A 23208-nucleotide genomic window follows, 5' to 3' on the forward strand; every position below is an offset into this window, starting at 1 on the left:
TGACCCACCTGGAGCGAACCAGCGCCCGATCCAGACCGGGGACACCCATGGCTGGGCCGAGTCTTGGCGACGGGCCGAGCGGGGGCGGTGTCGGAACCAGCAAGCTCCGCAGCGCCGTCACCGCCTCCCGCGGCCACTTCTCCCAACCTCTTGTAACACTGAGACCCAGCATGACGAGACCGCAGCGCTCTGCGCCGCCCGCTCCACGCACCGCAGCGCCGGTCCCGCTCTCGGTACTCCGGCCAGCTTGCGTTGCCGCTGGGGGATCTCGACCTGGCTAGCGCCGCCGCCGGGCATCTGGCGCCGACCCCGGAGCAGCAGGTGAGCACCGAGCTGGCCAGCACGGGGATGGACCTGCAGCAGCACGTCCTCACCCCGCACCTGCCTGAACTGCGCCGGCGAGGCTTCACCCCGGCGCAGCGACTGCTGGAGGTGCGCACCGACGTCGACGTCCTGGACGCCGGAGTGCGCGTGGCGACCCAGACTCCGCCGGTGCGCTCAGGACGCCGGGTCGTGTTCCTGACCCTGGAGGACGGCACCGGCTGCGTCGACGTCACCATCTTCGCCGACGTCCAGGCAACCACCAGTCACCACCTGCTGTACCGGGCCTCGCTGCTGCTGGTCACCGGCCGCGTGCGCCGCACCGGTCCTCGAGGGGTCAGCGTCCTCGCGGTACAGCTGCACGCGTTGACCTGACGCACCCGACCGGCGCACATCATCTGCGATGGCTGCGTCAGCGACTGCTTCCTGGCGCGTGATCGCGGCGGGCTGAGGAAACGGCAACGGCTGCGGCAACGGCGGTGGCGACGGAGTCGAGGAAGACGTCGATGGCGTCCAGGTCACCCGGCTGCAGACCTCGAGCGGGCGTCGGACGGAGCAGCAGCGCCGGTCCCGCGCTCAACAGCTCCTCGCGCACCGGACCGTCCAAGGGAACTTCGGTGTCGTCAGTCCACACCAGCGCCCGCCCAGAGGCCAGCACCTCCCGCGCCGCCGCCAGCTTCGCCGTGGCGGCCTCCTGATCGAACAACGGCGTCGACCACGCGCGCGGCAGGCAGGGAAGCCCGAAGAGTGCCTCCAACTGGTCGGCGTCTGGACACCACGTCGTGCACCAGTGGATCTCCACCCGGCCCGAGAGGTGCAGAGCCCGGACACGGTCCAGTAGCGCCGGGGACCAGCGGATGCGGTACCCCACCCCGTTGGAGGTGGCGTTGCGGGTTCGAGGCGGGCCACCCCAACCAGGGCGGGAGGCGTTGAGCACGCCGTCGACGTCCAAGAGCCAGACCGGCAGTGCTGCGTCCACCGTCCTCACCTCTTCCCTCGATTCGCGCTGCACGACCTACGAAGTACGCGCTTGTCCACCATCTAGCGTCCCGGGGTAGGTTCTTCAACCGCGCCGCTGGGTAGGAGTTCCTCCGTCACCGCGGTCGTGCGGCGCACCAGGTGCCAGGTGGCGGATGGGCCACCCGAGCGGGCCTCCTCCAGCGCAACCACAGCGTCTTCGTAGGTGCGCCCGCGCTGGAACAACGTCCACCGGCCTCCGCGCTCACCCACGACGTCGTACTCCACCTCAGACGTGAGAACGGGAGTGAAGATGAAATCGGTGATCGCCACCCGCGCTCCCTCTCACCGGACCCTGCCCTGAAGATCGACAACTCACGACGCTACCAACCGCTACCGACAGAAGAACCCCGTTCGTCTCGCCTGGGGAAACTCACGGTGCGGCAGTGCGGCAGTGCGGCAGGGCGGCGGTGCGGCAGTGCGGCAGTGCGGCAGGGCGGCGGTGCGGCAGGGCGGCGGTGCGGCGGCAGTGCGCACCACGCACCCTTCGAACAGGAGGGCTCGAGCGGACCGGGGCCCCGCTCATCGCCGCAGCCGTGCCGCCGTCCGCGTGGCGGACGGGGATCGACGGGAGCCCGCGGGGCGAGCCGGCTACGAGGACGCGTCAGTCGGCGCAGTCGTTGCAGATCAGCTGACCGTCGCTGCTGCTCTGGGCGGCGTGCAGCTGGCTGCGGTGCTTGACCAGGAAGCAGCTGGTGCAAGTGAACTCGTCCTGCTGACGCGGCAGGACTTGCACTGTCAGCTCCTCACCGGAGAGGTCCGCACCGGGCAGCTCGAAGCCCTCGGCGGCGTCGGTCTCGTCCTCATCGACGCGGGAGGACGAGGTCTTGTCGGTGCGGTGGGTCTTCAGTTCCTCGATGGAGTCGGTGTCGTCGTCGTCGGTCTTGCGTGGTGCGTCGTAGTCGGTTGCCATCAGTTCTTCTCCCCGTGTGGTGCGTCGTCTGCCCGGTGCCCTGACGGTCTGTCTGGGTACGAGGGCGCGGTACTCAACCACGCCGAGACCGCGCGCATGCCCGCGCCGCGCCTCGCCGGACTGTGGCCCGCACCACGCTCACGACGCTCACCGTGGAGCTCTGCAGACTCGCGGACGAGGTGCGTCGCGTCCTGTCCGCTCACGTGTAGGTGACCCTCTGTGCCGAATCGGTGGCAGCGTGTCGTAGGGGCGGGGCATGCTGGATCCAGCCCGGTCCAGACCGCTGCACCAGGGCACTAGAGCACGCGCACTGGGTCAGGGGGACGTCGTGGGCATCGCCTGGGTCGAGGCTGTCCGGTTGGGACGAGCCAACCGCAGCCAGCAGGAGGAGCTCGAGGACCGCCACGCCGCCCTACTCAAGCGCGCAGAGCGCGAACGCCTGGCGCAGGAGCAACGCCGCCAGGAGATCTACGACCACGTCCTGGTTCCCTTCCGCGACGTCTTCGCCCGGCTGAAAAACGTCGACCTCGCTGAGCTGGCCAGCATCGACCTACCCACCGCCGGGCACGTCCCGCAGGTGGAGGTCACCCAGGTGCGTCTGAGCGCCCTGCACACCGTCGGAGCGCTCGCCGGCGGCTTGGGCGTAGGCGCCGGCGCCGGGGTCGGGGCGTTCGCCACGGTGGGTGCGTTCGCCGCGGCCTCCACCGGCACCGCCATCTCCGGTCTCTCCGGGGCCGCGGCCACCAGCGCCACCCTGGCCGCCCTCGGTGGGGGCTCCCTGGCCGCCGGCGGCGGTGGGGTCGCAGCTGGCACGCTCGTGCTGGGCAGCTTGGTCGCCGCGCCAGCCGTGCTGGCCACCGTGGGAGTGGTGATCTGGCAGGGACGACGTCAACGCCGCCGTCAGCAGGCCGGCGCCGAGGCGCTCGCAGTCTCTGAGACGGACCTGCAGCGGGCGGAGGAAATCACCGCTGCGGTCATCCACCGCAGCCGGCAGGTCCGCACCCTGCTCAGCGACCTGCAGGCTGAAGCCGGAATCCACCTCGAGTACCTGCGTCTCCTCGTCGACGCCGAGACCGACTACGCCGCCTACACCCCGGCGCAGCGCGCGCAGGTTGCGACGACGGTGTCGTTGATGACGACGACGATCTCGGTGATGGCCACCCCGCTGGCGGATGAGGAAGGGGTGGTGAGCGATTTGTCGGGTCAGGTCGTCGACGATGCCCGCGAGCGCCTGCATGACCTCGCCGATGAGCGTGCTGCCGCCGCAGACCCTGCTGCCGGCAAGACCGGGGCGAACGACGAGGCGGGTAGTGAGGCGGGTGCTGAGACGGGAACCGGGACGGCTGCTGAGGCGGAGGAATCGGCGAGCGCGGGGGCGGCCTCGTGATCGAGGGCACGGCTGAGGGATCCGAAGAGTTTGTCGAGGCCTCACGTGGTGTCGATGACCCCGCGCCCGGCGGGCTTGATGCACCCGATGAGCTTGATGCCCCCGAGGAGGCGGGCGGCCCTGAGGAGCCCGACGCTTCGAGTCCTCGCGCTCGCCGGGTCTGGCGTGCTGGAGGGCGAGCCGGAGCTGCCCGAGCGGGGGCAGCGGTTGCTGCGGGAGCGGCTGCTGGAGCCGCAGCGAAGGTGGGAGCGCAGGCCGCAGCGTGGGCGCTGGTGAACGCCGGCACCCGCCGCCAAGTCGTCCGGGCGGCTCAGACCGCAGAAGCCTTGCAGATCCGTGAACTCGCGCAGGAAGTCGCTCATCGCTACCGCAACCTCGGGAACCCCCAGCGCGCCGGGCACCTCTTCGAGGTCATGCACCAGGCGACGTTCAACCACGACGCCATCGCCAAGGGTTCGAGGATCCGTGCTTCCACCACCGAGTGGGTCAAGGGGGGCTCGCAGAGCGCACCGGCGGACCTGCACCTCACCGATGGTCCGGCAGCGGAGGGTGGGCGGCTGTTGGCCGCGGCGCAGGCGAAACTGATGGGAAAGGCGACGACCGCCGCCAGCGGTATCTCCCAGGAGCGTTACGAGGGAATGCAACGCCTTATCGGCGCCGACAAGCTCGCCCGAGTGGAGAGCCTGCTCGACCGGCGGCTGCGGATGAACCCCGAGGGGCTGAAGTTCGACGACTACGCCGACGCCCGCGCCTACGTCAGCGACACCTTGCACATCGACACCACCGACGCGGCCGGGCACGTCACCACCGTGCGCAGCCGTCCGGTGTCCACCGAAGCGGCCCACCACGCCGCCGGTAACTCCTCCCGCTGGGGCGATAAGCACGCTGCTTCTGTCGCCGGCCGTGAGGTTGGTGCGGCGATGGCGGTCGGGGCCGCGACCGGTGCCGTCGTGGCGGGGTTGATGGAAGCCGCGAGTCAGGCCGCGCGGGTCCGTGCGGGGGAGACCTCCGCGGCTGCGGCTGCCGCGACTGCCGCGGGGGCGGCGGCGATGGGGGCGGTGCGCTCGGCCTCTGGTGCCGGGTTGGGTAAGGCCATCGGCATCGCCGCCCAGGCCGGCGCTCTGCCTGCCGCGTTCGGGCAGGGTTCTGCACCCTCGGCGATGGCCGGCGCGGTCGTGGACATCACCGTCGCCGGCGTCGCCTTTGCCCGGGGGGACATCGACTCCGCCGAACTCGCTGCCCGCTGTTGTGACTCTGCGCTGCGCGCGACGCTAGTGGGGGTGTGTAGTGGGCTGGGGCAGACGGTGATCCCGGTTCCGGTCGTCGGCGGCCTCGTCGGTGCGGTGGTGGGTCAGGCCGCGGCGACGCTGATCAGCCAGGGTCTGCGCGCCGCGGCTACCGCGGTCCGCGCCGAGTTCGCCGCCGGGCAGGACGTCGATGAGGCGCTCCTCGTCGCCCTGGAGGACGAGACCGCTTCCGCTCTTGCCACCACGATCCTGCTGGGGGAGGCGGAGCGGGCGCTAGGGGAGGAACGCAACGCCTACGTCAGTGCCACCGTCGGACCGCTGTTGGACGACGCGCTGATCGCGGTCACCAGCGCCGACCCGCAGGAGGTGCTCAAACGACTCGCCGAGGTCGCGCGCTGCTTCAACGGGCAGCCGCTGTTCGTGACCGTCGATGAGTTCGACGCCTGGATGGCGGATCCGATGACGTTGCTGACGCTGAACCCCAACTGGACCTGAAACTCCACTGGCTCAGGCCAGGGGGGTGTGGGTGATCGGGTCGGGCGGACGAGCACGCTCTAACTGCGCCAGCGCGGTTGCTTGCAGCATGGCTGCAAGGGTCCGCGGGACGGTTGGCAGTTGACCACCCCAGCCGCGGACACCTGCCGGCGCTATCGCCGGGTCGTGTCTGGCTCGGAGATAGGCCGCCGGCGCGCGTGCGCACCCGTTGCAGCGTGTGCTGATGTACGCGAAGACGCTCCCGTATGGGCGGCAGTGCAAGAAACTCGGCGTCTCGCCGCGTTGAGCAGGTGAGCACCTGCTCTGTGCTCAGCAGAGATGCGCCACCGCTGCGTGGGCCACGTCCGTGGCTACGGCGGGGTCCAGGTAGTTCTGGCCAGCCAGCTCCGTCGCAGCATCGCTCTCGGAGACACCCTGGTCGACGTAGGAGCAGATGCCGTAGCCGATTCCGACGACGTCCACTTCGGCGGTGAAGTCGGCCGCGATCAGGGCGGCGCGGTCTGAGTCGACGTCGGCGAGGAACTGCTGCTCGGCCGGTGTCAGTTCACCCATCGCCAGACGCTGGTCACGCGCGACTTCCTGCGGGTCCTCGGCCTCTATCGGTCCGGCAGGGGGAGTGATCGAGGCCGGCGGTGACCACGGTGTAGCTGGCGCTGCTGCTGCTGCTGCTGCCGCCGCGGTCGAGTCGTGGTTCAGTCCGAGCAACGCGGCGCCGGTCCCAGAGACTACTAGGGCGACCAGGATGGGAAACCAGGCTAGGGAGATGGCGTTGATCAACACCCCGGCCTTGGCCCGCGACCGCGTCAGGGGATGTTCGCCACGGCCTCTGCCCACCAGAGCGAGGATCAGGCCCAGGATCGACAGCCACCCCAAGACGGGGAGGAAGGACAGTACCCCCAGCACCACCGAGGCCGTCGCGCTCCCAGTCTCATGGCTCTCGATGGCTCTACCAACCATCAGCATCGGCACTCGCGCGCCGGTACCTGACCGATCACAGTGCGATGCGTCCAGGACGGTTCCGGCAAGGCATCCATCAACGGCGTACCCGTGCGCACCTGCGACACCCATGCCCGTTCTGAGCTCAGATGGCGGCCAGACCGGCGCGGCGTAGGCGTGCTCGAGCGTCACGGGCGGCTCGGCGAGTGCTAGTGGTTTTACCAACGGCAGTCGGAGCCAGGTGGGATCGCTGGGGTGGACCAAGCAGCTGTCCTTGGTCTCCACGATCCGCCACTCAGTTGCGCGCACGGCCTCCAGAAGCTGCAGGTGCTCGCAGCGGTACTTCACCGCCGAAGCTTCACCGCCCAACGCGGGCACGCATCCGACCTGCGACCGGGCCCTGACCGGTGTGAGCGGACTGCCTTTGGGAGGGGACGCCGGAACCATGGGGGGTAAACAGCTCAGTGATGGCCTGCTCACGCGGGTGGTGCACCACCCGAAGCGTGTGCTGGCGAACCGCGAAGACGCCTCCAGCGGGACAGAAGCGCAGAAACTCTGACGCGCACCCGTCGAGCAGGTCGTTAAGGCCGGCCAGGTCCGGCCCGGAGGCTGAGCAGGCCAGTGCCGGTCCGAGTCAGCTTCGAACCTCCTGCTGCGCGGTGACGAGGAACAAGTGCCCGTGCCGGCCTTGAGGTTGATCAGCAACGTCTCGACAACGCTGATGATCACCTCAAGGCCGTCTCGCTGTCCACCTTCGACTTCTCGACAGAGAGTTGGAGGTAAAATGTCAAGCTTAGTTCCGCGCGGGCAACGGCGTGCTGCTCGCTGAGGACTCGCTGGGGAATATGTGCACGCCCTCGGGCGCGATCGTGAACCAGACTTCAGCGCCGGTGGTGAGGTGTTCGGAATCCTGCGACAGCATGGTCACGGGAATTGTGGTCCCGCCCGTGTCGATCTCCGTCCGGGCGATCGGGCCGAAGAAATCAACAGGTCCTAGTCGCCCGATCGACGCGTCGGCCGTGGCGGTGGGGAAGACTCGCACCTTCTCCGACATCACCAGCACGTCCACGGCGCTGCCCGTGACCAGGTCGGGGCGGGCGCTGGGCAGGACTAGACCGCCGAGGTCGACGTGGGTCTGCAGGCCGTCGGTGTGGACGGTTCCGCGGCCGACGTGGTGGGCGCCGAGGAACTGGGCGACGAAACGGTTACGCGGCGCGCGGTAGAGCGCCTCGGGGACCTCGTTCTGCTGGACGTGGCCCTGGTCCAGTAGGAGGACTTTGTCGCCGAGGTCGATCGCCTCCTCCTGGTCGTGCGTGACCATGATGGTGGTCAGGCCCGTCTCGTGGTGGATGCGCTTGATCTCACGCTGCATGTCACCGCGGATCTTGCGGTCCAACGCGGACAGCGGTTCGTCGAGCAGCAGCAGGTCGGGCTCGGTGACCAGCGCGCGAGCCAGGGCCACGCGCTGCTGCTGGCCGCCGGACAACTGCCGGGGGGAGCGGTCGCCGTACCCCTTCAGGCCGACCAGCGTGAGCATGTCCTCGGCCCGCCGGTTGGCCTCGGCGCCGCGGATCCGCTGCGCCTTCAGCCCGTACGTCACGTTGGCCCGTACGCTCAGATGCGGAAAGAGAGCGTAATTCTGGAAGACGAAGCCGATGTTCCGCTTTTCCACGGGCGTGCGGGTGACGTCGCGGCCGCCGATGCGCACCGCCCCGCCGTCGGGGACCTCCAGGCCCGCCACGATGCGCAGCAGCGTCGACTTGCCCGACCCTGAGGAGCCGAGCATGGCGCAGAAGCTGCCGTCTGGGACCTGCAGGTCCAGCGGGTGCAGGACCGTCGTGCCGTGGAAGGACTTCGAGACGCCCGAGATCGTCAGCTCAGCCATCGTTCTCCTCGCTGTTCTTGGAGGTCGAGAGGAACCGGGCCGCGTTGCCCGAGAGCCAGGTGATGACCACCACGAGGGCGACGGTGGCCAGGATGATGAGAGTGGCGAGGGCGTTCACGTCGGGGGTGACGCCGAGCCGGACCATCGAGTAGATCTGCACAGGCAGGGTGGAGATCCCGATGGGCGAGAGGAACAGTTGGATGGCGAAGTTGTTGAACGTCGTCAAGAACGCCAGCATCGCGCCCGCCACGATGGCCGGTCCGACCAGAGGCACGGTCACGGTGGTGAACACCCGCACCGGCCCCGCGCCCAGCGACCGCGCGGCCTGGGCGAGGTTCGGGTCCAGGTCGCGCAGTCGGCCGCCGACGATGAGGACGACGAAGGGCAGCGACGTCACGACCGAGGCCAGCACCAGCGACGTAGAGCTTGAGCCCAGCCCGATCCAGTCGAACACGATGACGAAACCCGCGGCCAGTACCAAGGCCGGTACGGTCAGCAGTGCCAGCAGGAGCCCGTTGACCGGCAGGTTGACGGCTTTGCCGCTGCGCACCAGGGCCAGGCTGAGCAGGGTGCCGACGATCGTGGCGAACGCCATCGCCTGGAACGCCAGGTTCAGGCTGGTGACCAGCGCCTGCACGAGACTGGAGTTCGACGCCAGCGCCTCGTACCAGCGTGTGCTGAAGGAGAACGGCAGCGTTCCGTAGGACGACTTGTTCAGCGAGAGGGCCATGACGCTGACCAGTGGCAGCGCCATGACGACCAGGACGACGACGAGGTAGGCCTTGAGCAGGCGGGGGACGGGCTGGTTCAACGGAGCATTCCTTCCGTGGCCGGAGCCGGGGCCTCGGCGAGGCGCTCGACGCCCGAGGAGGCCGCCGGCATGGCGAGGGTGCGCGCGTTCGACCCGCCCTGCCGAGTCCGCTGCCAGCCAAGGAGGCCGCTCACCAGGCCGACGACGACGAGGCTGGCCAACAGCATCACCAGGGACAGGGCGATGGCGAACTCGCGGTGGACGCCCTGCTGCAGCTGCGCGGCGATGGTGTTGCCGTACATCTGCCCGCTCGGGCCGCCGACGATGGCGGGTTCGGCGAACGCGCCGACGGTCTGGACGAACGTCAACGCGAAGTTCACCCCCACCATCGACGAGCAGACCGGCCAGACGACCCGCATGAACGTCGTGAACCGGCCGGCGCCCAGCGTCCGCGACGCCTCGAGCAGCGAACTCTCGACCTGCTCCGAGGCCGAGTACAGGACGAGCATCGCCGTCGGGAGGCTCTCGACGACCAGCACGACGAACGTCGCCGTCGGGGTGTACATCAGCGACGCCTGCGAGGAGGTCAGCCCGGCCGACGACAGCAGCCACATGATCGGCCCACCGGCCTGCAGCAGGACGACGAAACCGTAGATGGTCAGCAGCTGGGAGGTGATGAACGGGATGACGACAAGCCTGAGCACGGTGGGCCGGTGCTTCGGCGTCACGTACCGGGCCAGCGCCCAGGCCGCAGGCCACCCGACGGCGATACTGATCACCGTGACGGCGAAGGCGATGAGCAGCGTCTTGACCAGCAGCGGGACGTACGTCGAGGAGCCCAGCACCTGGCCGAAGTTGTCGAACCCGAGGCCGTCGCCGGTGCTGAACCCGATGAAGAGCAACGCCACCAGCGGCAGCGCGGCGAAGAGCACGAGCAAGATCCCGCCGGGGGCCAGCAACAGCGCCGTCGCCCCCGTCCGTTGCAGCGCGGGGGAGCCCCCCGCGCCCCTGGCCGGACTCATCAGGAGGCCTTGACCTGGGTCCAGGCGTCGGTCCACGACTGCAGCACGTCGTCCGGCTGCGGCAACTGCAGCGCTAGGGCGGAAATCCTGTCCGGCTGGGCCTGCAGGCGGGTCAGCGTGTCGGCGTCCAGGGAACCGACGACGGCCTCGTTCGCGGGGGCCGGTGAGGCATCCTCCGGGGTCTCCGCCCACTTCTTCAGATAGTCCGAGCTGGTCATGTAGTTCAGCCACTCGTAGGCCAGGTCGAGCTTGGTGCTACTGGCCGCGATGGTCCAGTTGTCGATCCAGCCCACGGCGCCCTCTTTCGCGACGACGTACACGAGGTCCGACGCGCCGGGTTCGCCGGAGGCGATGAGCCCGCCGATACCGTCGGAGTTCGCGATGCCTGCGACGACGGCGCCGCTGGCGACGGCCTTGGCCAGGTCGTCCGTAGAGGAGTACGTCAGCTTCGCGTTGTCCTTCAGCTGCTGCAAGGCCGGGGTCACCGTGGCCATGTCGGGGTTCTGCGGGTCCTGCCCGAGGTAGAGCGCGGTGATGGGGACGAGCACGTTCGCGTCGTCGATGAGGGCGGTGCGCCCGGCGTAGGCCGGGTCCCACAAGATCGCAAGCGAGTCCGGCGCCGGCGTGACCTGGCTTCCGTTGAAGAACAGACCGGTGCTACCCCACGTCCACGGGATGCCGTAGAGGGTCTCGCCCTTGCGGATCTCCGCCCGCTCGGCGAACTCGGGGTAGATCTCGGCGTAGTTCGCCAACTTGCTGGTGTCGAGTTCATGGAAGAGGCCCTGGTCGATACCGGCACCGATGTACTGGATGTTGGGCAGCGCGACGTCGATCGCCCCGTCGGCTTTGGCCAGCAGCTGCAGCAGGCTGGCCAGAGAGTCGATGTACTGGAACTTCAGCGTCGCCCCGGTCTTCGCCTTGAACGCCTCCGCGACCCACGGCAGGTCGGCGCCGTAGCCCTTCCAGATGGCGACCGTGAGCGTTTTCTCACTCGAGTCGGTGCCCGCGTTGGAGTCCAGCGAGCAGGAGGACAGGCACCGGCGCCGGCGATCGTGGTTGCGGAGCCCGCCATCATCCGCAGGGCGGACTTGCGAGTCATCAGGTTCTGGGTCACGGGGTTCACGGGCCTTCTCCTTCGAGGGGTGTGAAGTCAGAGGATGGTGCGGGTGACGTTCTCGAGGAACTCGCGGGCCTGGGTCAGCTGGCCGACCGGGTCGGCGGCCACGTCGAGTTCCAGCAGTACACCGCCGGAGTACCCGATGTCGCGCAGCAGGCGCGCCCAGGCGAACCAGTCCATGACGCCCCGACCGGCGGGGCGGAAGTAAGGCTGGTGCTTGGCGAACACGGTGTCGTCGACCTGCACGCTTTCGCGCATGGCCCCGCTGGCGTCTTTCCAGTGCGCCAGTGCGATGCGGTCGCGGTGGCGCGCCGCGACCTGGACCGGGTCGCTGCCGGAGAGCAAGAGGTGACCGGTGTCGGGGCAGAAGGAGACCAGCAGCGGGTCGGTCAGCAGGAGGAACAGGTCGACGTCGCGGGCGTTCCAGAACACCGAGTGGCTCTCGGTGTGCAACGCCAGCGTGACGCCGTGGCGGGCGGTGATCGCGCCGACGGCGTGCAGCAGGTCGGCGATCGGCAGCGCGGTGGCCATGTCCACCGGTAGGAGCCCGGAGCCGCTGGGGTCGTTGCGGCGCATAGGCAGTCCGGCGACGAGGTGCTTCGCGCCGAGCGCGGCGAGGAATTCCGCCTCGGTGTCAGCGGCCTGCAGGATTGCTTCGCGGACAGCCGGGTCGGTGATGTCCGTAGCGTGCTCGATGTCGCCGAAGTAGCTGCTGACGACGCTCAGCCCGCGTCGGTCGAGTTCGGCGCGGAACGCCGGGGCGGAGCCGAACGCGGCGAGGGCGCTTTTGCGGTCGGCGGGGGCGAACGTCATCTCAAGTTCGCGGACCCCGGCGGCCTGCAAGCCGTCGAAGACGCCGTTCCAGAACTTCACCGGCTCCAGGGCCGCGGGGTCGCTCAGCTGGGTGCGGTCGGAGAGGCCCCAGAAGTTGTGGTGGAAGAAGGTGATGAGGTCGACGCCGAAGGTGCGCGGGGAGGTGCTCACTGGGTCCAGGTCTCCTTCGACGGTTCCGGGCGGGTGCAGGTGGTGCTCAGGTCGCGGCGGAGTCCGTCGGTGCCCAGGGCCAGGGCGTCGAGGGTCTCCAGGACGTGCAGGGCGAAGTCGGCGCCGACGCGCAGGCTGGAGCCGTGCAGGGACTCGGCGAGGTCGGCAACCCCGGGCCCACGCAGCGGCAGGTCCGCCGCCGCGGTGGCGGCGGTGAAGGCGGAGATGACCGGCGCCAGGTCCAGCCAGGACTCCGCGCCGTGCGGGCGGATCCGGACGGTGCCGTCGTAGTCGTTGGGGTCGGGCAGGCTGAGGGTGCCGCGGGTGCCGTAGAGCTCCAGGAACGGCAGCTCGTGGTCCCACACGTCGAAGCTGGCCATCACCGTGCCCAGCACGCCGGAGGCGAACTCCAGCACGGCCGAGGAGTGGGTGGGGATGGTGACCTCGACGTGCTCGACCATGCGCCCTGGCGCGGTGACCGGGCGGAGGGTGGTCCCGGTGCGGGCTGTGGCGTACACCGAGGCGACGGGGCCGAGCAGGTTGACCAGAGCGGCGAGGTAGTAGGGACCCATGTCCAGGGCCGGGCCGCCACCGCGGGTGAACAGGAAGCCGGGGTTGGGGTGCCAGAGTTCGGCCTTGCTGTGCGTGACGAACGCGGTGACCCCGATGACGTCACCGATGAGCCCGTCGTCCACGACGGCGCGGGCGGTCTGGCCCGCCGAGCCGAGGAACGTGTCGGGCGCCGAGGCCAGTGACACCCCGGCCTCGCGGGCCGCGGCCACGAGCGGGGCCGCGGTGGCGAAGGAGGCGGTCAGCGGTTTCTCGGTGAAGACGTGCTTGCCTGTCGCGATGAGGTTCGCGATCACGCTCTCGTGGGCCAGTGGGGGCGTGAGGTTGACGAGGACGTCCACGTCATCGCGAGCCCCCAGTTCCTCGATGGAGGCGACGAAGGGGACGCCGTAGCGCTCCTGCGCTGCACGGCCGAGGTCGGCGTCGAGGTCGGTGCAGGCGACGACACGTAGGCCGGCGAACCGCTGCAGGCCGCGGAAGTACGCGCCGGAGATGTTGCCGCAGCCGACGATGGCGATGCCGGTGACGGTACCGGTGGAAATCATGGGGTCACCGCTTCCCTTGCAGAGAGACGCTGTGGTCGCCGCCCGTCGCGACGGGGGTCCGAGCCACTGGAACGACGTCCTGGAGGCTTGCGGAGGACGTCGTGGAAACGACGCTACTGCTTTGTGCGCGGTGATAGCAATACTCTTCCTGTAACCGGTATGTTTCCAGATGGAGAGGAGCTGTTCATGGATCACCTTGCGATGCGCCAGCACAACGCCGCGTCGACGCTGGACGCCCTGTACCGGAGTAGTCCGGCCACGATGGCCGACCTACAACGGGAACTGCGGCTGTCCCGCCGGACGCTGGAACTCATCCTCGACGACCTCATGGCCCTTGGGCAGGTGATCGAACTCGCGCCGCCGACGTCCGGGCGGCCCAAGGGCCGCCCGGCGCGGGTGTTCGCGTTCCGCTACGACGCCGGGAACCTGTTGGCGATCCAGCTGGACGCCGGGCAGATCACCGCCACGCTCACCGACCTCGCCGCGGACGTCGTCGCCGAGGCCGCCGAGCCGCTGCCGATGGCCACCAGTCGCACCGACCGACTGGGGCACCTGCGGGGGCTGGTCAGCGGGTTGCTGCGCTCGGCCGGGGTCGCCCCGGGCGACGTCGTCGCAACGACCGTCTCGACGCCGGGCATCGTGCACGACGACGGCACGGTCGACCTGCCGATGACCATGCCCGGCTGGACGGGATTCTCCCTGGCCGAGGAGATCGGGGAACTTGTCACCGGTCCGGTGCACGTCGAGAACGACGCCAAGCTCGCAGCGCTGGGGGAGAAGTGGTCACGCGCGGACGACGTCGAAGACTTCGCGTACCTGTTCTCCGACAGTGACCGCGTGGGCCTGGGCATCGTGCTGCGCGGAGAGGTGCACCGAGGGCTGGACGGAGCCGCGGGCGAGATCACCTGGGCGCCGGCCCTGGGGCTGGGGCCGCTGCGCAGCCCCCTGCTGCACGGGCTGTCCGACCAGGCCGGGAGCGATCACGACACCGCTACCGCGCTCGTCGCGGCCGCCCGCGCCGGGGACCCGGCCGCGCTGGCCGAGGTGGACCGGCTGGCCCACAGCCTGGTTCCCGCCGTGACGACGATCGCCTGGATGCTGGCGCCGGAGGAGATCATCCTCGGCGGAACTCTGGGCATGGTGCAGGACCTGCTCGTGCCCGCACTGGCGCAGGAGCTGGCCAGAAACGACCGACCACTGCGCACGCGCGTCGTGGGCTCGCGCTTCGGTGACCGCAGCGTGCTCGTCGGCTGCTTGCGGATGTGCGTGGAGACGATGCGGGCAGACTTCTACGCCGGCGCCCCGGAAATTCAACCGCAGGACCAGGCCGAGGAGGCCTGAGCGGTCAGGCCGGGCGTCGGGCGGGTTCGTCCACCTCCGGCGCACCGGAGGTCGCGAGGTCCTCGGGCGCTCAGCTACGACGTGCCGGTGGTCTCCTCCTGGGCGATCGCGGCGACGATTCCGGCTGCGGCGGCCACCTTGAGGTGCAGACCGGGGCGATCAGGGGGAACGGGGGACCGGGGGACCGGGGGACCGGCGTGACGTCGTAGGCGCGCAGGACCACGACGAGGCAGAGCACGGTCTGGACCGCCCCGGCCAGGGTGCCCACGGTTGCCAGGCTTTCCAGCGAGAAGGCCTGCAGCGGGGTCGAGGCGCTGTGGTGCCCGGTCCCGGGCAGTGGCAGGTGCTGGGTTGTACCGCCCGAGCCGGCGAGGGCGTCCAGCACGGGGGAGTGCACGCTCATGAGCGCGCCCAGCGCACCGGTGCTCCACCAGCCGTGGACGGTGGGAACCCGCCACAGATGAGCCAGGTGGAACAGGCAGAACACGGCCGCAGCGACCGTGAGGATCCCGACGGCCGGGTGGTCCACACCGTGCACCGGCGCCAGCACGAGGTGCGTGATCGAGCACACGACGCCGATCGGCACCACCAGCCGGTTCAGGGGACCCAGCCCAGCCGGGATCGTCGTGAGAGTCCCGGCCGGGACGGTCGTGGAAGTCATCGCCCGGGGTCAGCCGGCCGGGTGGCAGCAGGTGCCCCCACCCGCTGAATGCCCACCTGCCGAGTGCCCGTGCGTCGACTCACCGTGCGCCGAATCACTGTGCGTCGTCCGGCCGCGCGCCGGGTCGGGGGTGTCCAGCGCGGGGTTGCGGTCGAAGAACCCTTCGGGCTTGAGGACGAAACCCGTCGTGTCGATGGGCATGATCGGCCAGTCCTCGGGACGGGGGAAGTGCGTCAGCCCGAACGTGTGCCACAGCACGACGTCGGCCCCGTCGATCGAGCGGTCCTGCTGGATCCAGGTGTCGACGCCGTGCCCGCCTGCGCTCTGGTTCACGTAGTCGCCGGCGGGGAAGCGCTGCGTGTCGTCGTAGGCCGTGACCCACAGGTGCTTGGTCGTGAACGCGGCCCGGCGGGCGATCGAGGAGGCCTCGTCGGCGAGCAGGGTTGGCTGTCCCTCGGGGAACAGGACGTATTTCACGGGCTCGCCGACGGCGTTGCGAACGTCGGGGTTGCTGACCGCCCACACCCGCTGGACGCGGTTGTCCGCCTTGCGGACCCCCTCCAGTTCAGTGCGCAGCCGTCGGCTCTGCCGGGTGAAGCCGTTGCCGTAGGGGTTGCCCGGACCCATCGGGACCCGCTTAACCTCGAGTTCGTCGACGGCGTTTATGTTCCCGTCGACCTGCATGTCGAGGCGGGCCGAGAAGAGGTGCTGGTGGTAGGGGGCGGCGATGCCGGGAGCGATCTCGCTGGCCCACGGGTAGGTGCCGCGTTCGACGTCCTGGGGGTAGGCGGAGGCGAACACGACGCCGGTTGCCTTGCACTCCAGCTCGATCGTGCCGTCGAGGTAGAGGTACCAGTAGAAGCCGTAGTCGTAGTTGCCGACTGTGATGAAGAAGGAGACGACGAGGCGGCGCTGACGCCGGGTCGAGGAGGCCCCGCTGTAGCCGTCGGTGTGCTTCCACAGGAGGCCGTAGTCCTCCTCGTGCATGCAGATCGCGTTGGTGATGGTGCGGGCGTGGCCGTCGTCGTCGTGGATGACGCCGTCGAAGTAGCGGATCTCGCCGAGGCAGTCGCAGCCCAACGCCAGGGAGTTGCCTTCGCGGGAGAGGGAGTACTCGCCGGCGTCGAAGTAGTTCTGCCAGAAACGGACCGGGCTCGGGTCACCGTAGGGGACGACCATCTCGGCGATGGAGGCGCGGTAGATCACCGGGCGTAGTCGGTCGCCCTGCGAACGGTCCCGGAACCCGATCTGGTGCAGCACCAGGCCCTCGACCATGGTGTAGCCGAGGCGGAAGCGCCAACCCTCCCACTCCACGACGTCGCCCTCGACGGTGAAGCTCGGCCCTTCGGGCTGAGTGATGTGGATCGGCTTCTGGCTCGTGCGCTCGGTCTGCGGGAGGTGGAAGTCGTAGGCCTCGCGGGGCAGGTCGTAGTGGCGGTCGTCTTCGATGAGCTCCACGACCTCACGGGTGTTGAGGTCGACGTAGGCCACGACACCGTCGATGGGGTGAGCCCAGATGTTGTCGTCGTCGTTGAGCTGTAGGAACGCCAGACAACGTGTGAGGCGGCGCCCCTCTTCGCCGGGGATGTCGAAGGTCCCGGCGGACAGCGCGGAGATCCGGACCCGGCGGTGCTCGGTGATTCCCCGACGGCTCATGGCCGCGTTCCAGCCGTCGTGGGCCCAGAGGATCTCCTCGACGATGCCGAACTCCTCCAGCATGATCGGCGGCTGGCCTTCGGTGCGGACGTCGACGGCGCGGGTGCTCAGCACCGCCCGGTGCCCGAGGTCGACGAGGACCTCGGTGACGGCGTTGTCGGCCCGCTCGAGCAGGACGGTCTTGACCCGGCGCTCGACGGGGTCGCCGTCCTTCCAGGCCAGCACGTCGGCTTTGGAGGGTTCGGCCAGGGTGACGACGGGGAAGCGGGTCGTCGGGGTCACGAGGCCGGCGGCGAGGAGGATCTCGCGGTTGGCTGCGAACTCCTCCGCGGTGAGGCGGTCGAGCGGGTGGGGGGTCACGGGGGCTCCAGGGCTCATGCGGTCGGCGTGGGCGTGCGGTCCCACCCCTCGTGGACGAACTCGCCGGCGATCGCAGTGGCGCGCACGCGCAGCGACCCAAGTTCGGGGGTGGGCACGTCGAGGGGGTTGCGGTCCAGCACGACGAGGTCGGCGTCCAGTCCCGGGGTGAGCGTGCCGCTGACGTGGTCGAGCCGGTTGGCCCGGGCCGCCGCACGGGTGTAGCCCTGCAGGGCGGTGAGGATGGACAGCCGCTCCTGCGGCAGGAGCGGGTCCTGCTGAGACCGCTGGTCCAGGGCGTGCGGATCCCCCGCCGGGGCGGTGCGGTTGACGGCGGTGTGGATGCCCCACAACGGCGCCGGGTCCGAGACCGGCCAGTCCGAGCCCATCGCCAGGGTGACTCCTGCCCGGTGCAGCGCCCCAAAGACGAAGTGGTGGTGCTGGTGCCCTTCGTCGAGGTAGGGCAGCTTCGTCTCGACCAGCACCGGGTCCTGACGCGCCCACAACGGCTGAACGTTGGCGATGACCCCGAGCCGGGCCATCCGCTCGACGTCGGCGGGGTCGATGAGGTCGATGTGCGCGATCTGGTGCCGGACGTCCCTGACGTCGCGGCCCTCCAGCGTGGGTTCGACCGCGTCGAGGCACTCAGCGACCGCGCGGTCGCCGACGGCGTGCAGGTGCAGGTCGAAACCCGCAGCGACCAGGTGGCGCACGTTCTCCGCCAGCACCTCGGGGTCGAAGAAACTCAGCCCGGTTTCCTCCGGGTGACCCACGTAAGGGCGTTTTACCGCTGCGGTGAGGTTCTCGCACACCCCGTCCTGGACGATCTTGACCGCGGTCGCGGTGAACCGTCCTACCGCCGCGGCCCGGCGGGCGAGCAGTCGGGCCACCTCCTCGGCCCCCCCACCGCGCGGCCACCACAAGGCGCCGGTGACGCGGGAGCGCAGCCAGCCCTCCGCCGCCGCGGCGCGGTAGGTCTCGAAGTTGTCGGGCAGACCGAGCGCCTCACCGATGATGGCGTCCTGCCAGGCGGTGATACCCGCGGCGTGCAACGTCGACTGGGCCTGGCGCAGCGCCCGCTGCAGCCGTTCGGCATCGATGAGGGGACGCACGCGGTTGACGAGGTCGACGGCCCCCTCCAGGAGCAGGCCGGTGGGCCGCCCGGCCCCGTCGCGGACGATCCGTCCGTCCGCCGGGTCCGGGGTGCGCTCGTCCAGACCGGCCAGGTCCAAGGCCCGGGAGTTCACCCACAGGCCGTGGCAGTCGTGGCTGGCTAACGCCGCCGGGCGGTCGGGCACGAGGTCGTCGAGGAACTCTCGGGTGGGGAAACCCCCGGCGAAGACGTCGCCGTACCAGCCGGAGCCCTCGACCCACGGGCCCTCGTGGCGCGCCGCGAACGCGGCGATGACGCGCCGGTACTCCGCCGCGCCGTGCACCGCGGACAGGTCGCAGTCCAGCTGCTGCAGCCCCCCGGCGATCGCGTGGACGTGGGCGTCCTGGAAACCGGGGAGCACCGCCCCGCCGGCAAGGTCGACGACCTCGGTGCGCGGGCCGCGGGTGGCCAGCAGTTCCTCTCCACCGACGGCCTGGACCTTCCCCCCGGCGACGGCCAGGACGGACGCCGTGCGGTCGCCATCCATGGTCAGGACGGCGCCGCCGGTGAGGAGCAGGTCGGGACTCACGCGGTCGTCTCGCACATCGGGACTCACGCGGTCGTCCCGTAGGAGATCCACGTCGTCTTCAGCGCCGTGTACTCGTCGAAGGCGTGCAGCGACAGGTCGCGGCCGAAGCCGGACTGGTTGAAACCACCGAACGGGGTCGTGACGTCGAGCGCGTCGATGCAGTTCACCGACACTGTGCCGGCCCGCAGTTGGGAAGCGACCCGGTGGGCGCGCGAGAGGCTGTCGCTCCACACCGAGGCGGCCAGGCCGTAGGCCGTGTCGTGCGCCAGTTCCAGCGCCTGCGCCTCGGTGTCGAAGGTGAACGTCGCCAGCACGGGCCCGAACACCTCCTCGGTCGCCAGGCGCGAGCGCGGGTCGACGTCGGTGAAGACGGTGGGTTCCACGAACGTGGTCCGCGGGCCGGCGACCCCGCCGCCGGTGCGCAGGGTCGCACCGCTCTTCCCGTCGGCGATGAGGTCGAGGACCTTCTCGGCGTGCCGGTCGGAGACGAGCGGGCCCATGCCCGTCGCGGGGTCCAGCGGGTCGCCGGGACGGAAGTCCTCAGCCCGCTTGAGCACCAGGTCGAGCAGCTCGTCGGCGATGGAGCGCTCGACGATGAGGCGGGAGTTCGCCGAGCAGACCTCGCCGGCGTTGAAGAAGATGCCCTGGCACACGCCGTCGGCGACGGCCTGCAGGTCGGCGGCGTCGGCGAAGACGAGGTTGGGGCTCTTGCCGCCGCACTCCAGCTGCAGCCGGCGGATCCGCGTCTGGGCCGCGTAGCCCAGGAACATCCGCCCGACCTCGGTGGAGCCGGTGAACGCCACGGCGTCGACGTCGAGGTGGCGACCCAGGGCGCGTCCGACGACGGCGCCTTGACCGGGGACGACGTTGAGGACCCCGGCCGGCAAGCCGGCCTCGAGGGCGAGTTCGCCCAGGCGCAGGGCGGTGGAGGGGGATTCCTCGGCGGGCTTGAGGACGACGCTGTTGCCGGCGGCCAGCGCCGGGGCGAGCTTCCAGATCGCCGTCTCGAGGGGGTAGTTCCACGGGACGACGGCGGCAACGACGCCCACGGGTTCGCGGCTGATCACGGCCAGGTTCCCTGCGGCGGTAGGTGCGACCTCGCCGTAGACCTTGTCGATCGCCTCGGCGTACCAGGCGAGGATCGCCGCCGCGCCGGGAACGTCGATGGCGGAGGTGTCTGCGATGCGCTTGCCGGTGTCCAGGCTCTCCAGGACGGCGAGCTCGTCGGCGTGGGCGAGGATCAGCTCGCTCAGCCGCAGCAGGACGCGCTTGCGCTCGGCGGGGGACTGCCCACGCCACACGCCGCGGTCGAAGGCGTCGCGGGCCGCGCGCACGGAACGGTCGACGTCGGCCTCAGAACAGTCGGCGACCTGGGCGAGTTCGCGCCCGGTCGCCGGGTCGACGTCGGCCTGGGTGCGGCCGTCCTGCGCCGCGACGAGATCGCCGGCGATGACCGCCAGGGTCGGGTGGCTCACCTGCTCGGCGAGGTCGTGCCACTGCTGAGCGGTCTTCGTCATCTCGTTCTCCCACTCTCCGGCCGCGGATCTCGGCTCCACGCGGCGCGTCCCGATCGTCTGCGACCGTCCGGTGTCCCCGCTGCCTGGGAAGACTAGGCATCCCACGTCCAGCGCTCAACGCGGGTTTCCCGAAGCGCTGCATCGGAAATCCAGATGCAAAACCCGCCCGTAACAGGCAATGGATCGACCGGACCACGTCCTGCATCGATCCACCCGACGTTCGGCAACAGCTCTCCTGATCCAGCGGTAGCATCGCGGTGACCCGAGGAGGGGGACGTGGCACGCAAGCCCGACGTGACACTCACGCAGCTGCGGTACTTCATCGAGGCCGCCACCTGCCTGAGCATGACGGTCGCCGCCCAGCAGCTGCTGGTGGCGCAGTCGGCGGTGTCCGCCGCCGTGGCGCAGCTGGAAGCTCAGGTCGGCGCCCAGCTGTTCATCCGCCAGCGCTCCAAAGGACTGGCGCTCACCCCCGCCGGCCAGCAACTCCTCGGCGACGCGCGCGCGGTACTGGCCGGGCTCGACGAGGCCCTGGACGCGGCCCGCGGACTCGACAACCAGGTGCGCGGCACCATCCGCATCGCCTGCTTCGTGACGATGGCCCCGTTCCTGCTCGCCGATGTGCTCACCCTGGTGGAGGAGGAGCACCCGCACCTGGAGGTGCAGGTCCTCGAGGTCGACGCCCACGGCGCCCGGGACGCGCTGCGCTCCGGTCAGGCCGAGATGGTCATCAGCTACGACTTCGGCTACCCCGACGACGTGCGCCGCGAGACGATCGCGCAGGTGCCGGCCCACGTGGTGCTGCCGGCCGCCCACCCCCTCGCGGCCCGGGCCCGTATCCCGCTGCGGGAGCTGGCGCACGAACGGATGATCCTGCTCGACCTCCCGCACAGCCGCGAGTACTTCCTCTCCCTGCTGGCCACCGCCGGCGTCGAGCCGGTGATCCGCCACCGCTCACACGCCTACGAGACCGTGCGCTCGCTGGTGGCCAAGGGGCACGGCTACTCGATCCTCAACCTGCGCCCTCGCCACGACCAGACCTACGACGGGCGCGCAGTGGTCACCCGGGCCATCGCCGACGACGTCCCCGCGCTGCCCCTGGTCATCGCCTCCCTGGCCTCGATGCGCACCACGGCCCGCGCCCAGGCCGTCGCCGACGCCGTCAGGGTCGTGGTGGGACGCCAGCTCAGCCACCGCGATTGACCGCCTGCGTGTTTCGCACACGTTTCCGGTGGATGTCACCCGTGCTTCATCGTGAGAACAGATGCAGCGCAACTGAGACGGCTGTTTGGCGGGAGGGGCTGGGACGCGGATCCTGATCGCGCAGCGGCCGACGCGCCGCTCCGAGCGAAGGAGCCAGGTGTGAAGGACGACCGCACGGCGAACCTCGAGGGCACCCGTTCCAGCGGGGTCGAGGCCCGGACCATCGAGCACATCCCCGAGACCGAACGTCACGGCAAGACGCGGAACCTGTTCACCATCTGGTTTGGCGCGAACATCATGCTGCTGACCATGGCCAGCGGTGCCATCGCCACCGCCGTCTACGGCCTGCCGCTGTGGGCTGCGATCCTCGCCGTCGTCGTCGGCAACGTTGTCGGCGGCGTCGTCATGGCGCTGCACGCGGCCCAAGGCCCGCAGTTGGGCATCCCGCAGATGCTGCAGACCCGGGCGCAGTTCGGCTCCTTCGGCAGCCTGCTCGTCGTGGTGATCGTCGTCCTCATGTACACGGCGTTCTTCGCCTCCAACCTCGTCCTGGGCGGTCAGGCGCTGGCCGGACTGGTGCACCTGCCGACCAGCGCCGGCGTCGTCGCGATCGGCCTGGTCAGCGCTGTCGCGGCCATCGTCGGGTACCGCCTGCTGCACGCGCTCGGGACGATCATGTCCATCCTGGCCGGGGCCGCCTTCCTCGTGCTGATCGTGTGGTGGACCGCGGTGGACCCACTGCCGTCCTCGGTCCTCACCTCGGGCTCCTTCAGCGGGGTCGGGTTCATGGCCACCGTCTCCATCGCCGCGCTGTGGCAGATCGCCTACGCCCCCTACGTCTCGGACTACAGCCGCTACATGCCCAAGGACACCGGTGTCCGCCCGGCGTTCTGGGCGACCTACCTCGGCTGCGTCCTCGGGTCCATCTTCGGCATGGCCGTCGGAGCCGTGACGGGCGCGGCGCTGCCGGACCTGAGCACCCCCGACGCCCTGCGCGAGACCGCCCCCGGCATCTCCTCCGCGCTCATCGCGATCTTCGCCATCGGCCTGACCGTCTCCAACGGCGCGAACCTCTACTGCGGCAGCCTCGCCAGCATCACCGTGGGTCAGACCCTCTTCGACAACTGGCGTCCCGGGCCGCGGGCGCGGACGGTGGCGACGCTGGCGATCTACGTCGTCGCCCTCGTGCTGGCTATCGCGACGGCGGACAACTTCCTGGTCAACTTCTCCAACTTCATGATCCTGCTGTTGTGCGTCCTGATCCCCTGGACCGCGGTCAACCTCGTCGACTTCTACCTGTTGCGCCACGGTGAGTACCACCTGCCGTCGCTGTTCGAACGCAACGGTGGGATCTACGGACGGGTCAACGCGATCGCGGTGCTCTGCTACATCGTCGGGATCGCCGTCCAGCTGCCGTTCCTGGTCACGGCGTTCTTCACCGGGCCGATCGCGAACGCTCTCGGTGGTGTTGACGTCTCCTGGATCGTGGGCCTGGTCGTGATCTGTCCGCTGTACTACGTCCTGATGCGTCGCCGGCTCACCGCGCACCCCACCCCCCCCCCCACCCCCGTCGACCTGCTCGAGGCCTGCCTCGACGCGGG

The 23208-nt window shown here is 70.0% G+C and carries 19 protein-coding genes; 6 read left to right on the forward strand and 13 right to left on the reverse strand.

The features are described 5' to 3' along the window. Positions 1–321: 321 nt before the first annotated feature. Entirely contained in the window at positions 322–696 is a 375-nt protein-coding gene (locus AC0I8G_RS16125) for an OB-fold nucleic acid binding domain-containing protein (protein ID WP_471730837.1), read from the forward strand. A gap of 37 nt (positions 697–733) precedes the next feature. Here AC0I8G_RS16125 and AC0I8G_RS16130 read toward each other — a convergent pair whose 3' ends face one another. Both AC0I8G_RS16130 and AC0I8G_RS16135 read right to left on the reverse strand, forming a co-directional pair. Further along, positions 734–1300, reverse strand: a complete 567-nt coding sequence (locus AC0I8G_RS16130) for an HAD domain-containing protein (protein ID WP_471730838.1) — start codon at positions 1298–1300, stop codon at positions 734–736. A gap of 642 nt (positions 1301–1942) precedes the next feature. Next, positions 1943–2251: a DUF4193 domain-containing protein gene (locus AC0I8G_RS16135; RefSeq protein ID WP_471730839.1), complete on the reverse strand. Its 309-nt coding sequence runs from the start codon at positions 2249–2251 to the stop codon at positions 1943–1945. Positions 2252–2579: 328 nt separating this feature from the next. Between AC0I8G_RS16135 and AC0I8G_RS16140 the strand changes: the two genes are divergently transcribed. After that, on the forward strand, positions 2580–3638 hold the full coding sequence (locus tag AC0I8G_RS16140) for a hypothetical protein (RefSeq protein WP_471730840.1): 1059 nt from the start codon (positions 2580–2582) through the stop codon (positions 3636–3638). Then, positions 3635–5380 (forward strand): hypothetical protein, encoded by a 1746-nt coding sequence (locus AC0I8G_RS16145; protein ID WP_471730841.1) that lies wholly within the window; start codon positions 3635–3637, stop codon positions 5378–5380. Before AC0I8G_RS16140 ends, AC0I8G_RS16145 begins: the two co-directional genes overlap by 4 nt. Before the next feature lie 309 nt (positions 5381–5689). On the opposite strand, the gene AC0I8G_RS16150 is transcribed toward AC0I8G_RS16145, so the two are convergent. From AC0I8G_RS16150 to AC0I8G_RS16180, 7 genes are all read right to left on the reverse strand, one after another. Then, entirely contained in the window at positions 5690–6664 is a 975-nt protein-coding gene (locus AC0I8G_RS16150) for a DUF732 domain-containing protein (protein ID WP_471730842.1), read from the reverse strand. Between the two features lie 445 nt (positions 6665–7109). Then, positions 7110–8201: an ABC transporter ATP-binding protein gene (locus tag AC0I8G_RS16155; RefSeq protein ID WP_471730843.1), complete on the reverse strand. Its 1092-nt coding sequence runs from the start codon at positions 8199–8201 to the stop codon at positions 7110–7112. Beyond that, positions 8194–9012, reverse strand: coding sequence for an ABC transporter permease (locus tag AC0I8G_RS16160; RefSeq protein WP_471730844.1), 819 nt, complete (start codon positions 9010–9012; stop codon positions 8194–8196). The genes AC0I8G_RS16155 and AC0I8G_RS16160 overlap by 8 nt, the downstream gene beginning before the upstream one ends. Continuing rightward, entirely contained in the window at positions 9009–9974 is a 966-nt protein-coding gene (locus AC0I8G_RS16165; protein ID WP_471730845.1) for an ABC transporter permease, read from the reverse strand. The genes AC0I8G_RS16160 and AC0I8G_RS16165 overlap by 4 nt, the downstream gene beginning before the upstream one ends. Beyond that, positions 9974–11128, reverse strand: a complete 1155-nt coding sequence (locus AC0I8G_RS16170; RefSeq protein ID WP_471730858.1) for an ABC transporter substrate-binding protein — start codon at positions 11126–11128, stop codon at positions 9974–9976. Before AC0I8G_RS16170 ends, AC0I8G_RS16165 begins: the two co-directional genes overlap by 1 nt. Beyond that, positions 11125–12075, reverse strand: coding sequence for a sugar phosphate isomerase/epimerase family protein (locus AC0I8G_RS16175; protein WP_471730846.1), 951 nt, complete (start codon positions 12073–12075; stop codon positions 11125–11127). Before AC0I8G_RS16175 ends, AC0I8G_RS16170 begins: the two co-directional genes overlap by 4 nt. Beyond that, positions 12072–13190: a Gfo/Idh/MocA family protein gene (locus AC0I8G_RS16180; protein ID WP_471730847.1), complete on the reverse strand. Its 1119-nt coding sequence runs from the start codon at positions 13188–13190 to the stop codon at positions 12072–12074. Before AC0I8G_RS16180 ends, AC0I8G_RS16175 begins: the two co-directional genes overlap by 4 nt. Before the next feature lie 186 nt (positions 13191–13376). On the opposite strand from AC0I8G_RS16180, the gene AC0I8G_RS16185 reads away from it, so the two are divergent. After that, the gene (locus tag AC0I8G_RS16185) at positions 13377–14531 is read left to right on the forward strand and encodes an ROK family protein (RefSeq protein ID WP_471730848.1); all 1155 of its coding nucleotides are present in this window, start codon (positions 13377–13379) and stop codon (positions 14529–14531) included. A gap of 70 nt (positions 14532–14601) precedes the next feature. On the opposite strand, the gene AC0I8G_RS16190 is transcribed toward AC0I8G_RS16185, so the two are convergent. From AC0I8G_RS16190 to AC0I8G_RS16205, 4 genes are read right to left on the reverse strand one after another with little or no spacing between them, the layout of a single operon-like run. Continuing rightward, positions 14602–15192: a hypothetical protein gene (locus AC0I8G_RS16190; RefSeq protein ID WP_471730849.1), complete on the reverse strand. Its 591-nt coding sequence runs from the start codon at positions 15190–15192 to the stop codon at positions 14602–14604. A 9-nt stretch (positions 15193–15201) separates the two neighbouring features. Further along, positions 15202–17226 (reverse strand): primary-amine oxidase, encoded by a 2025-nt coding sequence (locus AC0I8G_RS16195; protein WP_471730850.1) that lies wholly within the window; start codon positions 17224–17226, stop codon positions 15202–15204. Continuing rightward, positions 17223–18887, reverse strand: a complete 1665-nt coding sequence (locus AC0I8G_RS16200) for an amidohydrolase (RefSeq protein WP_471730851.1) — start codon at positions 18885–18887, stop codon at positions 17223–17225. The genes AC0I8G_RS16195 and AC0I8G_RS16200 overlap by 4 nt, the downstream gene beginning before the upstream one ends. Positions 18888–18910: 23 nt before the next feature. Beyond that, positions 18911–20404: an aldehyde dehydrogenase gene (locus tag AC0I8G_RS16205; RefSeq protein ID WP_471730852.1), complete on the reverse strand. Its 1494-nt coding sequence runs from the start codon at positions 20402–20404 to the stop codon at positions 18911–18913. Between the two features lie 276 nt (positions 20405–20680). Between AC0I8G_RS16205 and AC0I8G_RS16210 the strand changes: the two genes are divergently transcribed. Together AC0I8G_RS16210 and AC0I8G_RS16215 are read left to right on the forward strand one after the other, a co-directional pair. Continuing rightward, positions 20681–21607, forward strand: a complete 927-nt coding sequence (locus tag AC0I8G_RS16210; RefSeq protein ID WP_471730853.1) for a LysR substrate-binding domain-containing protein — start codon at positions 20681–20683, stop codon at positions 21605–21607. Positions 21608–21766: 159 nt separating this feature from the next. Next, a partial coding sequence (locus tag AC0I8G_RS16215; RefSeq protein WP_471730854.1) for a purine-cytosine permease family protein occupies positions 21767–23208 on the forward strand: 1442 nt, incomplete at its 3' end.

The sequence above is a fragment of the Kineococcus sp. AC630 genome, from assembly GCF_979255925.1.

Coding starts and splice junctions, on each gene's coding strand:
- AC0I8G_RS16135 (WP_471730839.1), bottom strand. CDS start 2,251: ATGGCAACCGACTACGACGCACCACGCAAGACCGACGACGACGACACC.
- AC0I8G_RS16155 (WP_471730843.1), bottom strand. CDS start 8,201: ATGGCTGAGCTGACGATCTCGGGCGTCTCGAAGTCCTTCCACGGCACG.
- AC0I8G_RS16165 (WP_471730845.1), bottom strand. CDS start 9,974: ATGAGTCCGGCCAGGGGCGCGGGGGGCTCCCCCGCGCTGCAACGGACG.
- AC0I8G_RS16180 (WP_471730847.1), bottom strand. CDS start 13,190: ATGATTTCCACCGGTACCGTCACCGGCATCGCCATCGTCGGCTGCGGC.
- AC0I8G_RS16185 (WP_471730848.1), top strand. CDS start 13,377: ATGGATCACCTTGCGATGCGCCAGCACAACGCCGCGTCGACGCTGGAC.
- AC0I8G_RS16190 (WP_471730849.1), bottom strand. CDS start 15,192: ATGACTTCCACGACCGTCCCGGCCGGGACTCTCACGACGATCCCGGCT.
- AC0I8G_RS16195 (WP_471730850.1), bottom strand. CDS start 17,226: ATGAGCCCTGGAGCCCCCGTGACCCCCCACCCGCTCGACCGCCTCACC.
- AC0I8G_RS16205 (WP_471730852.1), bottom strand. CDS start 20,404: ATGACGAAGACCGCTCAGCAGTGGCACGACCTCGCCGAGCAGGTGAGC.